This is a genomic window from Ligilactobacillus sp., assembly GCF_036846325.1.
In the GTDB taxonomy this organism is placed as follows: Bacteria; Bacillota; Bacilli; order Lactobacillales; family Lactobacillaceae; genus Ligilactobacillus.
In genome coordinates, this window is record NZ_DAIUCE010000058.1 from 1 (window position 1) to 12,678 (window position 12,678).

Here is a 12,678-nt window from a genome sequence, read left to right on the forward strand (position 1 = left end):
AGCTTACCCGTCGCAAGCGCGACTTGGATACGCGGGGGCTGAACGTTCGGCTACACACCTTGATGTAAATGCAAAAAAAGAACCCCTGAGATTGCTGAGCATCTCCGGGGGTTCTGCGTTTCCGCCTGATTATAACGCAATCAAACGGGTTATTTTTTCAAAAGCTTTTCTCTGATTTCATCCAGGTGCGGCGCTTCCAGAAGCTTCATCTTAGGGAAGCTTTTGAGCATACGGCGCTCATTGAAATTAAATGAAGCGTCGAGTCGATGAAGAATCGTTTCGTGCCATTTTTCAATATAATTTTGAATGGCCGAACTCCTGCTTTCAAGACTGGCAAGCTTGAAGTACGGGCGTTCCTCGATGATGCGCTCGGCTTCATTCTTCAGACGCAGGCGCTCTGCCTGAATCCTCTGCTCAAGCACGAGGGCATGAGCTCTGAATTTCTGCATATTGAAGATGGTAACTGCCGCATCGCCGCCCATGACAACGATTACGAACAGATCGGCAAGCGTGCCCGTCCTGTCTTCCAGAAAGTCAACGAGACGCATGACGTGCGGCTGAACGAAGGCAGTCAGGACAACCGTGCCGACACCCCAGAACAGCGATATGAACGGGGCAATGCGTCCCTTGACGTTGCCGGGATATCTGGAATAGTCCCAAAGCTTGAGATGAAAGACGTTTTCCAGAAAGGCACCGGCAAGATACTCGAACACGGTTGAAACGACCGTGCCGACCAGAAACAGCAGCAGAAGATTGCCGGTAAGTTCCTGCGTAAAGAGAAGCACCGAGCTGACCGCAAAGCCGTATACCGGACAATACGGTCCAAACAGGAAGCCGCGATAGACAAAATGACCTTCCCTGCTTGAACAATATACCGTTTCCCAAAGCCAGCCAACGAACGAATAGATGAAAAACAGCAAAACAAGATCATTTATCGTATACATGCCTATTCCTCTTTTGCGGATTCACGATTGGCAAGAATCCGGTTCAATGCATCGCCTGTGGCCAAAGCCACCGTCTTCCGGCCGTGGTCCCTGATGAACTCGGAAGCAGGAGAGACGCGCATGATCTTGAAGTCGGACTCGTTGAGCAGGTGTCCCTTTGCGATGAAATACACGATGACCGGCACCTCTGCTTCAAGATCATCGAAGAAATTGTCCACGCGCTTGATATTTTCAAACGGCAGGTTGATGATTCCGGTCTCAAGCATGATGCTGATGCGGTCTTCACCGTCGCCGATCACCAGTTCCGTTTCGGCAAGCTCTTCCCTGTCAATCGCATCAACCATCCTGTCAATCAACGGCGCCACAGCCTGATCGACGTTTTGGAGCACGTCCTCCTCCCTGTCGGCCAGAATCGTTTCGTGGCGATAAGCCTGATTTTCAATTTTTTCAATAAAGTCCCTGACTTTAATCTGCATGACTTCACTTCCTCATAACATCAAAGATTAATATCCATATTAAATGTCAATTTGGAAAGCGTCAAGCCTTCAGTAATGAAGCTGCCAATCTGACTCATCGTGCGTTCCCTCATGTCGGCAACCATTTCGTGATTTCTCTTCGTTAAAAATGCAGTGAGCTCATCACCTGAGTAATTCCCGGCATCCTGAATCGTTTCCTCCACCAGTCGATGCTGCTGTTCTCTTGCCTGGGTCAGATAATCGCGGCATTCCTGGATGAACTTGCTGTAGTGAGATTCCGTCAGCATTGATAACGTGCGATACATCCAGTATGCGCTGTTGATGTCATACTCAAGCGGAGTTTTGCTGTAGCTGTCGTCCGTATCCTCTGCATTTGTAAAGAACGGAACGTAAGGCGTAAACGACGGGATGCCGAAGCAGATCCACATGATTGCGGAAACTTCATCCGGCACGTCGTTTCTGATCTGAAGCACGTGAGAATTCTGCGTTCTGTTGAGCGAAATCGGTCTGAACTTCAATTTGTCCTCATCCGAACCGTGTCCCAGCGGATCATACTTCGTTTCGTTGTAGTGCGATGCAAGTACGTATTCCAGATCTTCAACCGAAAGCAGGCGATCGGCCTTGCAGACAAACGGCAGGTTGCTTGACTGCGGATCCTGCAGGACGTCAGGCGTAAAGCATCTTTGCCCATACCAGACGCGCGGCGTGTTGTAATGGCGGTCCTTTTCGTTGTCAGTACCGAAAATTCTTCTGAAGTTGAACGTTTCAGGATGAGGATTCAGGTGATGCTCTTCTACGAATTCCTTCAGTCCCTCAGACCACATGTAGTTTTCCGGATCGTCAAAGTCGATGAAATCCTGTGCCACCTGATTTGCGGCTATTGCATATGAATCGTCGGGAATTCTCGTTGCTGCCCAATGGTGTCCGGTGACGATTTCCATGTACCAGACATCGTCCTTGTCGGAAAACAGAACCCCGTTTCCCTCAGGAGAACCATATTCCTTAATCAGCCGTCCGAGATATTCGACGCCTTCCCTGGCAGAGCTGATGTACGGAGCAACCATGTTCTGGAGCGAGTCTTCAGCCAGACCGTCCCTGACCCACGGATCATATGCCAGCGCATGCTCGTTTCCGTAGACTGATTCCGTTGCCGACATCGCAACGTTCTTTTCATTGATTGAACTTTCGCCGAACACGCCGCATTTGTCCACGTCGGCATTCGGCGTCATCGTCGTTCTATACCCCTTCTCAGGCAACGGAGCTTGAAAGCCGTTCCTGTTTGATTTCCAGATTTCCCTTTTGCCGGAATATGCCTGCTGCATTTCAAATCGCTGCGGAGTAAGCGGCAAAAACGTATCGTCATTGCGCGCAATCATGGTCGAACCGTCAATCGTCGCCTTCTTGCCGACCAGGATTGTCGTGCATGCCTGTTCCATCATTTGAATCACCTCAATGTCTTTTACATTTTACAGTTTACGCCATTTCTAAAAATTAGCAAATATTTTATAATTTTTCGATTATTTATTGCACTCGCCCTTCAAAATTATGTATGATTGACTTTAGAGATTATATGGAACAAAGGAAGCATTTATCATGAATAACAAACAACGCCCAAGGCATGGCAGGAACTCAAACAGGAACTTCTTCGCATTTCTTGCACTGGTTCTTGTCATTGGAGCAGCAGGCATTGCCTATGCTCAGCACTTAGACGATGTGACCCGTCAGGAACTCGAATCCAAGGCTTCGTCAAAGAGAAAGCAGACAGGTTCTTCTCATCAGAACCTGTTTTCCAAAGGGAAAAGCAGCCCGGCTTCAAAAATCAAAAGCAGTTCAACGACGGAAAAATCCGTCATGCGCACTCCAATCGACTGGCAGAAATCTTCTGAAACGGTTGACTATCCCGATTTAAACAAGGTCGAAAACCTGTGGATCGAAGTCCGGCTCAGATCGAACCGCACGCTCCTGAAAGACGGCGACAAGACAATCTATACCATGTATTCGTCGGGCGGAAAGTACCACGACGTTGACGGCAGGCAGGTCAGCTACACGCCGACGGGAACGTACTACATCGAAAACGAGCGCGGAGAAAGCTTCTTCAACAACAACCTCAACGAAGGCGCCAGGTACTACATTTCATGGCTGAACCATGGCGAGTATCTCTTCCACACCGTCCCGACGAATGCCAGTGGCGAGTACAACGTCAGGGAATGCGAAAAGCTTGGCAAACAGCCCGCATCCCACGGCTGCATCAGGCTTTCCGTTCCCGATGCAATCTGGCTTTACAATAATCTGCCAGTCGGCACGAAGGTCGTCATTAACAACAAGTAATCCAAGGTCCGGCAAAGCTGCCGGGCTTTTTTTAATGCAGTGCCGAAAATCCACTTGAAGACCGGGCATTCCTGCACGTCAGGCTGCCTGAAATCAAATGATTGCAGCCGTCAGCACTGCATTTTCATGAATAAAAAAAACCGCCCGTCTGCAGGCGGAAATCATATTCCTATGAACGATTGTTTCTTTCCTTCGTATCCTTTCGGTAATACGGCAGGCTGGCCATCACGCCAAGGAAGAGCACCACCGTGGCAATCGTCGTGTTTCTTGAGAAGCAGTAGATCAGAAATGCCAGCAGCACGCCGCCGTAGCACAGAATATTTCCCTTGTCCTTCGCGCCGATCGAACCGTTTTTCCGTTCCGGGTCCTGATACGTCTGCGTATCTTCAGAAATCACGTTGCCTTCGATCAGTTCGGAACGCAGGCGTTTCGGATACTGCGAATTGATCAGCAAAACCGCAGCCAAGGCCACGATGGCACCAGCCAGTGATGATATTCCGCCGTTGAACTTCAGGGTAACGGCCAGAAGCATGCAGATTCCGGCCGCAGTCGCAAAGAAGCCGTAAAAGACTGCGACCATTGAAACGCCCCAGATATTCGTCGGCAGCATGCGCGGCTTCTTCTCATTGCCGATTTCGATGATTTTCTTCGGGTCTTCCTGCGCCTTTTTCCTGATGACGCCAAGAAGCATCCTGGAAAAGGCCAGGAGCAGAAGACCGCTTGGCAGACAAAGTCCAAGATAGGTTGCCGTAACGTCAACTTCCCTGGTCAGTCCCATCGTAAACAGCAGGCCGTCAACGACTGCGATGAACAGGACAACAACGATTCCGCCCGCATAAACCAGAAGCGAGGCATCTTTTTCGAGAAACTTCTGCGCAATTGTATATTCAATGACCAGAATTGACAAGGCAAATAATATAGCTAAAAATATCATTTTCAAAACCCTTTCTAGCGTTAATCACAATAGTATAGTAACACTTTTTTACAGCGCTATCAAATGCAGCGTCCGCGTCTCCAGAGCCACGCACTGAAAAAACTGCCTCAAGTTTAAAACCTGCATGAACTAATGATCATGCGGAAGCGATTCAAATGCCTGTCATGGCTATAACAGTAATATCTGCAAGTGTACTTTGTCCGGGATTTCAACAGGCAAAAAAAAGAAACCGGGACTTTCTTCCCAGTCTCCTTGATTCAGTCTACTTTGAGATATTCCCACGCATCACGCTTGTCATCCTGAGGATCAATCACGACGCGCGTCTTTGCCGGGATGTTTTCTTCAATCCACTGAGCATCCGGAACCGACAGGCGAATTGAGCCATAGGCCTTGATGTTGTGCTTTTTAGTTACCTTCTTCCCGAGCTTTTCAGCTTCGGACTTGATTACCCTGCCGTTTTCGTCAAAGGGAACGGATTCAAACCGATATAGCCCGTCATCCTTGAATGCCGTCCAGTATCTGGCACCATAGCCGCGCGTCGGATCATAGTATGAAGTTCCGCGCCGCTTTTCGATTTTGAAATGTCCGATTGGAGTGCGCTGATAATCCTTGGTTTTCTCGTAATTCTTGCCGACGGATGCGTACATCGTATAGAGCGTGTAAGGTCCTCGTCTGATATAGACGCGCTGCCTGCGCAGATTGACTTCGATCCAGATACGGTCTTCCTTCTTCCTGGCATGAACATACCTGCTGATGTCAGGATAACCGCCGCTTAAGGTCGGCTTGTCCCATGACGCAGGCACAGTCATCCTCTTCCTCTGGTCGGCCAGAAGTCGCTTCTGCTGTGCATCTTCCTCGGCTTGCCTTCTTGATTCGGACTGCATTTTAACGGAATTCAACCGTCTTGCATTGCGGACATGAACCGTGCTGTATGCCGTCACCAGAACCAAAACAACTGCAACGGCCCAGTAGATGATATTCTTCTTTTTCATTTTAAGGTTGCAACCCCTTTACAATTGCGTACAATTCAAATATACGTGTCGAATCAGCGAATGTCAAGAACACGGAGAAACCGAACCCTCACTTGTTGAGGCGAATCTGCTCGACGTCAAAGATCCTGTCTGCCCAGCCGGCGTAGAACGATGCTTCGTGCGTAACCAGCAGGACGTTGCCGGGATAACTGATCAGCGCATCCCGCAAGGCATTTTTCGTTTCGTCATCAAGGTGATTCGTCGGTTCGTCCAGAATCAGAAAGTTGCTTGGCTTCAATTCCATGATGCAGAGCTTGACCTTCGTCTGCTCGCCGCCGCTCAGCAGATTCATCGGCTTCATCGTATTTGAGGCGTTTATTCCGGCACGGGCAAGGCGCTGCCTGATTGTTTTCGGTTCAAGTTTCGGATAAATGTCCTGCAGCGTCTGGAGCGGCGTTTTCGTCGGATCGTCCCATTCGAGATTCTGATCGAAATAATTGACGATGCAGGCATCGACAAAGTGAACCGATCCGGAAAAGCTCGGAATGATTCCCAGAATCGACTTGATCAGAGTTGACTTGCCGACACCATTGAACCCCTTCAGGACAACTTTCTGTCCGTGACTCATCGAAAACGTCACGGGAGAAAGCAACGGCGTCTCATATCCGACCGAAAGCCCGCTGACGGTCAGAGTCGACGCAGACAAAAGCTCGATATACGGGAATTTGAAATGCGCCTGCAGATTGTCTGACGGCGGATCAATCCGTTCAAGCCTGTCCAGGCGCTTCTGGCGCGACTTGGCCATCGTCGACCGCGTTCCGGCCTTGTTCTTCCTGATGTAGGCCTCGTCCTTTTCAATCTGGCGCCGCTGCTTCTCGTAGGCCTTGAGCTGCACGGCCTTTCTTTCCTCCTTTTGCCTGATTGCCTTCCTGAAGCTGCCAGTGTATTTTGTAATCTTGCCAAATGCAACGTCGACAATCGTGTTGGTGACTCTCTCCAGAAAGTCATAGTCGTGCGAAATGACCATGAAGCATCCTTCAAAACCGTTCAGATAGTCGATCAGCCACTCAATATGCTCCGTATCAAGGTAGTTCGTCGGTTCGTCCAGCAGCAGGACATCCGGCTTTTCAAGCAGGAGCTTGGCCAGAATGATTTTCGACCGCTGTCCGCCAGAACATTCGCTGACTTGCCGGTCGCTTCCCAAAGCATCGATTCCGAGTCCGCTCATGACCTGATCGATTTTAGTCTGAATCCCGTAAAAGTCATTTGCCTCAAGAACTTCCTGACAGCGTCCGGCCTTTTCAAGCAGGGAATCGTCCACTTTCTCTGCATATTCTTCATAATACTTCGTTTGCCTTTCCTGAACTTCAAACAGTTCCCTGAAGGCACTCTGCAAAAAGGCTCCGATCGTCAGGTCATGCGCCGACTCGGCATACTGGTCGAGATAGCCGATTCTGACGCCCCTCTGCCATTTGATCCGGCCCTCGTCGGGCAGCCTGGAACCCGTCAGGATTTTGATCAGGGTGGATTTGCCTGCGCCATTCTGACCGATGATTCCCATATGATCTTCCTTGTTCAGCCTGAACGAAGCATCCTTGTAAAGCTGCTTGTCGTCAAACGACATCGACAGCCCCTCAACTTCCAAAATACTCATCTCTTTGACATCCTTCCTCTTTTGTCCATTAAATTATATCATCAATGCTTGATTTTCTGAAAGCAAAGGCTTCATAATATAACGTAAGGGAGTGACTTTCATATGACTTTCATAGTTTCCGCAAAACAAATCGTGATCATGTTCATCCTGATGCTGCTCGGCTTTCTGACCGGCAGACTCGGCATGATTCATAAGGAAACGGCCAAGGATCTGACCAATTTCCTGCTGTACATAATTTCGCCGTGCCTGATCATCAATGCGTATCTCGTCGACTTTTCCATGAAAAGGCTGATTGAATTCTTTCAGGCAATCGTTGCAGTAACGCTGGTTTATGTCGTCAGCATCATCGTTTCTCACCTGATAATCAACAGGAAGTTCTTCAAGGACCAGGAAACACGCGCAGTGCTGCTCTATGGTTCGGCCTATTCAAATGCAGGGTTCATGGGCATCCCGCTCGTTTCCGCCATTCTCGGCGAAAGCGCGGTCTTCTTTTCAGTGCCTTACCTTGTCGTCTGCAACTTCTTCATGTGGACGCACGGCGTTGCCCTGTTTTCAATCGAACACAAGCGTTCCCTGCGTCTCAGATTCCTGGATGCCCTGAAAAATCCCAACGTCATTGCCGCACTAATCGGCTTTGTCATCTTCGTTTCAGGAATCAAGCTGCCCGAACTCATTCTGACGCCGATCAAGTCGCTCGTTTCGGTCAACACCCCGCTCAGCATGGTCGTCGTCGGAACGAACCTCGGCGCGATTTCCTTTTCAAGCAGGAAGAATCTCAAGACGGTTGTGTTCGGAACATTTGCCAGAAACATCCTGATCCCGCTGATCTGTCTGTTCATTCTGCTTGCCGTGCCGATTTCCGGTCAGGCCGCCTGGGCAATTCTCATCATGGCTTCCTGTCCGGTTCCTGCCGTTGTCGTCTTGTTTTCACTGCTGAATAATTTTGATGCGGAAGTCCCGACGAGCTATCTCTGTCTTTCAACGCTCTGCACGATCTTCACGCTGCCTCTGATTGTTCTGATCGCCCAAAGCCTTGGCTATGGCGGTTAAATTCAGAAAAACTTGCATTCTCTGCCATTTTCAGCTACAATGGATAAATGCATGAATGATGAAAGGAGTGAAAAACATGTCACAAAACGTACACGTAGGCGTTGCTAACGATCGCCGCCCCGTAAACCAAAAGAATATCAAAAAGCGTCGTGCACAACACCAAGCTGTTTTGTCATTCTTGAAGGAACGCGAAGAAGCTGACAAGGCTGCAAAATAATTGAGCGAAGCGCACATGCGTGGAGCTCGACCGTTTCAATCATGCTGACTCGAGAGCACTGCAACGGGAAAGTTCAATTATAATTGGATAGATATAGCTCCACATGAGCCACTTTCAAGTGCGCACATGTGGATTTATTTTGCCCTGAATTCCGTTTAACGGCAGGTGATTAGTGATTTCATTCACAATTTATGTAAAATGATTTGTTCCAACAAAATTAAGTGATGGGATTCACTGCAGCTCAACTATACCAATCGCACCTGAAACTACCATCACAGTAAAAATACACTTTTATTTCGCTTTTTTAAAAATTTTTTACACGATCATTTTATGAATATTCTTTTTAGAACTTAATGAACCACGTTCACGAAAAAAGCGTTATATACATTTGATGTATATGCAAAAAAAAAATAAAAAAGACCTGTCATTTCCGACAGGTCAACTTCTCTCAGCACTTACCAACACTCAATACTCCATTCATTGCGCAGTTTATTCATCATACCAGCTTCAAAAGGAGAACGCATCCGCCCAATATCAACCAAAACGGCGTAATCAACGCCACACCCCAGGCAAATTTTTTCAGCCCTTCCATCGGGAAACCTCACTTTCATATACCAATTCAAAGTTACAAGTGATATTTTACCATATTCTCTCTAAAAGAAAACGTTTTACAGTGAAGTTTCACAAATTATTAACAAATTTCAGATGCACGGGTCTGATAATTTGGCTCCGGCTCTGTATTTTTCAATAAAATCAGCGCTGATTATAATGATTACAGCGTCACATTTACGTCAAAATTCTTTTTTTGGAATTAATTCCGGCACCATGATACAATGACTTTGTTAAGTGAATCACAAATTTGCAAAGGGGGCTTTTTCATGGAAACAAAATTCTTTGCATTGACGGTCGACGAGACGCTCCGCAAGCTTCATTCATCCACAAACGGCCTGAGTAATGAGGAAGTTCTGGCAAGACGGGAAAAAGACGGGCCAAACGTTCTGGAAACGAAAAAACATTCAACCCTGCCCGAAAAATTCATCGCGCAGTTCAAGGACCTGATGATCATCATCCTGATGATTGCAGCGCTGATTTCAATGCTGGCAGGCGAAATTTCCGATGCAGCCATCATTTTCATCGTCGTGTTCCTGAATGCCGTTTTCGGCGTCTTTCAGGAAACAAGGGCCGAAAACGCAATCGATTCGCTGCAGGAAATGACCACGCCGTTTTCAAGGGTGCGAAGGGACGGCATCGTGTCACAGATCAAAAGCACGGAACTCGTTTCCGGAGACGTTATCCTGCTTGAAGCAGGTGACATCGTGCCTGCAGATGCCAGAATCATCTCGCAAAATGCTATCAGAGCAGAAGAAGCGGCACTGACCGGTGAATCCGTTCCCGTTTCAAAGGACGAACGCCCGCTGACTGACGAAAATCCGCCGCTTGGCGAACGAAGCAACATGCTTTTCATGAATACCGTCATCGCCAACGGGACTGCGGAAGCTGCCGTGGTTGCGACCGGAATGAGGACCGAGGTCGGACACGTTGCCAGAATGCTTGACTCTGCCGAAGATTCCGTCACTCCGCTCCAGAAAAACATCGCCCACCTGAGCAAGGTTCTGACCGTCTTGATCCTGATCATCGCAGTCGTAATCTTCGTCTTCGGCACGCTGACCGGAAGAGAGTCAGTTCTCGACATGCTTTTGACGTCGATTTCACTGGCCGTTGCCGCCATTCCCGAAGGCCTTCCGGCAATCGTCACCATCACCCTTGCGCTCGGAACGCAGGCAATGTCAAGGAAAAACGCACTCGTCAGAAAGCTTCCGGCAGTTGAAACACTCGGAACCTGCGAAATAATCTGCTCCGACAAAACGGGCACGCTGACGCAAAACAGGATGCGGGTCGAACAGTTCTATGCAAACCGGAAGCTGCAGAAGGCTCTGGATTTCGACAGGAAACAGGCATCATCCCTTCAGCTGGCCATGATTCTTGCAAATGACGCCAGGGAATCTGAAGACGGACCGATCGGCGACCCGACCGAAACGGCGCTTCTTGATTTTTTTGTTGAAAACGGCGCTTCGGAAGAAGTCAGGAGGATTCAGCAGGACTATCCGCGCATTGCATCGCTTCCGTTTGACTCGGACCGAAAACTCATGTCGGCCGTCGTTGAACACGAAGGACAGAAAATCCTCTTTACCAAAGGCGCAGTTGACGAACTGCTCAAACGCATCACCAGAATCGAGGAAAACGGGGTCGTCCGCCCGATTGACGACAGCGACAAACAGCGGATTCTTGAAGTGAACGGACAACTGGCCTTTCAGGCTCTGCGCGTCCTCGGATACGCCTTCAGACCGCTGAATGAACCTGACGAACTGACATCTGAGAACTATGAAAAGGACCTGATTTTCACCGGAATGACGGGCATGATCGATCCGCAGCGCCCCGAAGTCAGAAATGCAGTGTCTGAAGCCGAAAATGCCGGCATCAAGACAATAATGATCACCGGTGACCATAAGGAAACGGCAAGGGCCATCGCCATCAGACTCGGAATCATCGCAGAAGGCGACTTGAACGGCGTGATCACCGGAAGCGAACTTGACGAATTGAGCGATGAAAAACTGCAGGAAAACATCGGGAAATATTCGGTTTACGCCCGCGTTGCACCGGAGCATAAGGTCCGCATCGTCAAGGCATGGCAGGCACGCGGAAAAATCGTTGCCATGACGGGCGACGGCGTCAATGACGCACCGGCATTGAAACAGGCGGACATCGGCGTCGGCATGGGCATCACCGGAACGGAGGCTTCCAAGAATGCGGCGGACATCGTTCTTGCTGATGACAACTTCGCAACCATCATCGTCGCCGTCAGGGAAGGACGCAAAGTCTTCGCCAATATCCAAAAAGCCGTCCAGTACCTTTTGTCTGCCAACCTGGGAGAAGTGCTGACGCTGTTTATGATGACAATGCTCAACTGGTCGATTTTTGCACCGGTCCAGATTCTCTGGATCAATCTCGTGACCGATACCTTTCCGGCCATCGCCCTTGGCATTGAAAAATCCGAAAAAAACGTCATGACTCAAAAGCCGCGCGGATCAAAATCAAACTTTCTGTCAAACGGCGTCGGATTCGCCATTATCTACCAGGGCATACTTGAGGGTCTGCTGACCCTTGGCGTCTACCTCTGGGCCGTCACGTTTCCGGTCCATTCAGGTGCCGCCGCAGTTCATGCCGATGCGTTGACGATGGCCTATGCAACGCTTGGGCTGATTCAGCTGTTTCATGCATTCAATTCAAAGTCGATTCACGGAACGATTTTCACGAAGCAGACGCTGAAAAATAAATTCTTCAATCTTGCCGTTCTCGTTTCGGCCGTTTTGCTTGCTTCAACGATCCTTATTCCGGGATTGAACCCGGTTTTCCACGTCTCTTCCCTTTCATGGGCACAATGGGGCATCGTTTTTCTGGCCGGAATCCTGATGATTGCCATCGTTGAAACGGTCAAATTCTTCTCACGGCAAGAAACATCGGCCAAATCCGTTGAGGAAAGCAGGTGATTCTTACGGGCAAATCTCAAAATTCGGCCTTTTGCCCGTAATCATCCAGCATACAGAAACACCAAAACGTAAGCGGTCGTTAAAATGGCGTTCTTCATAAACTTTCAATATATTGGTATGCTTTAAACATTAAATACATTGGAGGTTTAAAGATGAAACTGGATGACGTTGTGGAAATAAATCTTGTTGATAGAAGTCCCCAGGAACCATATCGACCTGTCAGGGAAATGGCTGCTAAAATTATTACGGAAGATGTTGAAATTCGAATTTATAATGGCGCTTCGAGAGAGGTGCTCAAAGGTTTGAACAATTATCTCTGGTATCGTGATCAACATGTTTCCAAACATAAATAATATGAAAATCTATCTCGTTTGCGGTAAAACTGATCTTCGCAAAGGGATAGACGGTCTGGCTGCCCTGGTTACCGATATGTTTGACCTGGATGCTTATGACAACGCAATTTTTCTATTTTGTGGGTCCCGTTCTGATCGCTTCAAAGCTCTTTATTGGTATAAGACCGGATTTGTGTTGTATTATAAGCGCATCGAAAACGGTC

Annotated in this window: 12 protein-coding genes; 6 read left to right on the plus strand and 6 right to left on the minus strand. The window is 48.6% G+C overall.

The features are described 5' to 3' along the window. Positions 1-149: 149 nt before the first annotated feature. From V7Z60_RS06555 to V7Z60_RS06565, 3 genes are read right to left on the minus strand one after another with little or no spacing between them, the layout of a single operon-like run. Complete coding sequence (locus V7Z60_RS06555; protein WP_334117046.1) at positions 150-944, minus strand: putative ABC transporter permease; 795 nt, start codon at positions 942-944, stop codon at positions 150-152. 2 nt (positions 945-946) lie between these two features. Continuing rightward, positions 947-1,420, minus strand: coding sequence for a hypothetical protein (locus V7Z60_RS06560; protein ID WP_334117047.1), 474 nt, complete (start codon positions 1,418-1,420; stop codon positions 947-949). Positions 1,421-1,440: 20 nt separating this feature from the next. Continuing rightward, positions 1,441-2,859 carry a C69 family dipeptidase gene (locus V7Z60_RS06565; protein ID WP_334117048.1) on the minus strand — a complete coding sequence of 473 codons (1,419 nt, stop codon included), beginning with the start codon at positions 2,857-2,859 and terminating at the stop codon, positions 1,441-1,443. A 154-nt stretch (positions 2,860-3,013) separates the two neighbouring features. On the opposite strand from V7Z60_RS06565, the gene V7Z60_RS06570 reads away from it, so the two are divergent. Further along, positions 3,014-3,748 carry a L,D-transpeptidase gene (locus V7Z60_RS06570; protein ID WP_334117049.1) on the plus strand — a complete coding sequence of 245 codons (735 nt, stop codon included), beginning with the start codon at positions 3,014-3,016 and terminating at the stop codon, positions 3,746-3,748. Between the two features lie 169 nt (positions 3,749-3,917). On the opposite strand, the gene V7Z60_RS06575 is transcribed toward V7Z60_RS06570, so the two are convergent. From V7Z60_RS06575 to V7Z60_RS06585, 3 genes are all read right to left on the minus strand, one after another. Beyond that, positions 3,918-4,682: a hypothetical protein gene (locus tag V7Z60_RS06575; protein ID WP_334117050.1), complete on the minus strand. Its 765-nt coding sequence runs from the start codon at positions 4,680-4,682 to the stop codon at positions 3,918-3,920. A 257-nt stretch (positions 4,683-4,939) separates the two neighbouring features. Further along, positions 4,940-5,674 carry a L,D-transpeptidase gene (locus tag V7Z60_RS06580; RefSeq protein WP_334117051.1) on the minus strand — a complete coding sequence of 245 codons (735 nt, stop codon included), beginning with the start codon at positions 5,672-5,674 and terminating at the stop codon, positions 4,940-4,942. Between the two features lie 88 nt (positions 5,675-5,762). After that, positions 5,763-7,307: an ABC-F family ATP-binding cassette domain-containing protein gene (locus tag V7Z60_RS06585; RefSeq protein ID WP_334117052.1), complete on the minus strand. Its 1,545-nt coding sequence runs from the start codon at positions 7,305-7,307 to the stop codon at positions 5,763-5,765. 102 nt (positions 7,308-7,409) lie between these two features. On the opposite strand from V7Z60_RS06585, the gene V7Z60_RS06590 reads away from it, so the two are divergent. From V7Z60_RS06590 to tnpB, 5 genes are all read left to right on the plus strand, one after another. Then, positions 7,410-8,357: an AEC family transporter gene (locus V7Z60_RS06590; RefSeq protein ID WP_334117053.1), complete on the plus strand. Its 948-nt coding sequence runs from the start codon at positions 7,410-7,412 to the stop codon at positions 8,355-8,357. A 76-nt stretch (positions 8,358-8,433) separates the two neighbouring features. Further along, a complete protein-coding gene (locus V7Z60_RS06595) occupies positions 8,434-8,574 on the plus strand; it encodes a hypothetical protein (RefSeq protein ID WP_003697267.1) in 141 nt (46 codons plus the stop codon). Positions 8,575-9,452: 878 nt separating this feature from the next. Continuing rightward, complete coding sequence (locus V7Z60_RS06600) at positions 9,453-12,122, plus strand: cation-translocating P-type ATPase (RefSeq protein ID WP_334117054.1); 2,670 nt, start codon at positions 9,453-9,455, stop codon at positions 12,120-12,122. A 152-nt stretch (positions 12,123-12,274) separates the two neighbouring features. Further along, positions 12,275-12,475, plus strand: coding sequence for a hypothetical protein (locus V7Z60_RS06605; RefSeq protein WP_334117055.1), 201 nt, complete (start codon positions 12,275-12,277; stop codon positions 12,473-12,475). 1 nt (position 12,476) lies between these two features. Next, a partial coding sequence (tnpB, locus tag V7Z60_RS06610; RefSeq protein WP_334117056.1) for an IS66 family insertion sequence element accessory protein TnpB occupies positions 12,477-12,678 on the plus strand: 202 nt, incomplete at its 3' end.

Excerpts from the sequence above, each read along its gene's own strand:
- V7Z60_RS06555 (WP_334117046.1), bottom strand. The coding sequence starts at position 944 with ATGTATACGATAAATGATCTTGTTTTGCTGTTTTTCATCTATTCGTTC.
- V7Z60_RS06560 (WP_334117047.1), bottom strand. The coding sequence starts at position 1,420 with ATGCAGATTAAAGTCAGGGACTTTATTGAAAAAATTGAAAATCAGGCT.
- V7Z60_RS06565 (WP_334117048.1), bottom strand. The coding sequence starts at position 2,859 with ATGATGGAACAGGCATGCACGACAATCCTGGTCGGCAAGAAGGCGACG.
- V7Z60_RS06570 (WP_334117049.1), top strand. The coding sequence starts at position 3,014 with ATGAATAACAAACAACGCCCAAGGCATGGCAGGAACTCAAACAGGAAC.
- V7Z60_RS06575 (WP_334117050.1), bottom strand. The coding sequence starts at position 4,682 with ATGATATTTTTAGCTATATTATTTGCCTTGTCAATTCTGGTCATTGAA.
- V7Z60_RS06580 (WP_334117051.1), bottom strand. The coding sequence starts at position 5,674 with ATGAAAAAGAAGAATATCATCTACTGGGCCGTTGCAGTTGTTTTGGTT.
- V7Z60_RS06585 (WP_334117052.1), bottom strand. The coding sequence starts at position 7,307 with ATGAGTATTTTGGAAGTTGAGGGGCTGTCGATGTCGTTTGACGACAAG.
- V7Z60_RS06590 (WP_334117053.1), top strand. The coding sequence starts at position 7,410 with ATGACTTTCATAGTTTCCGCAAAACAAATCGTGATCATGTTCATCCTG.
- V7Z60_RS06595 (WP_003697267.1), top strand. The coding sequence starts at position 8,434 with ATGTCACAAAACGTACACGTAGGCGTTGCTAACGATCGCCGCCCCGTA.
- V7Z60_RS06600 (WP_334117054.1), top strand. The coding sequence starts at position 9,453 with ATGGAAACAAAATTCTTTGCATTGACGGTCGACGAGACGCTCCGCAAG.
- V7Z60_RS06605 (WP_334117055.1), top strand. The coding sequence starts at position 12,275 with ATGAAACTGGATGACGTTGTGGAAATAAATCTTGTTGATAGAAGTCCC.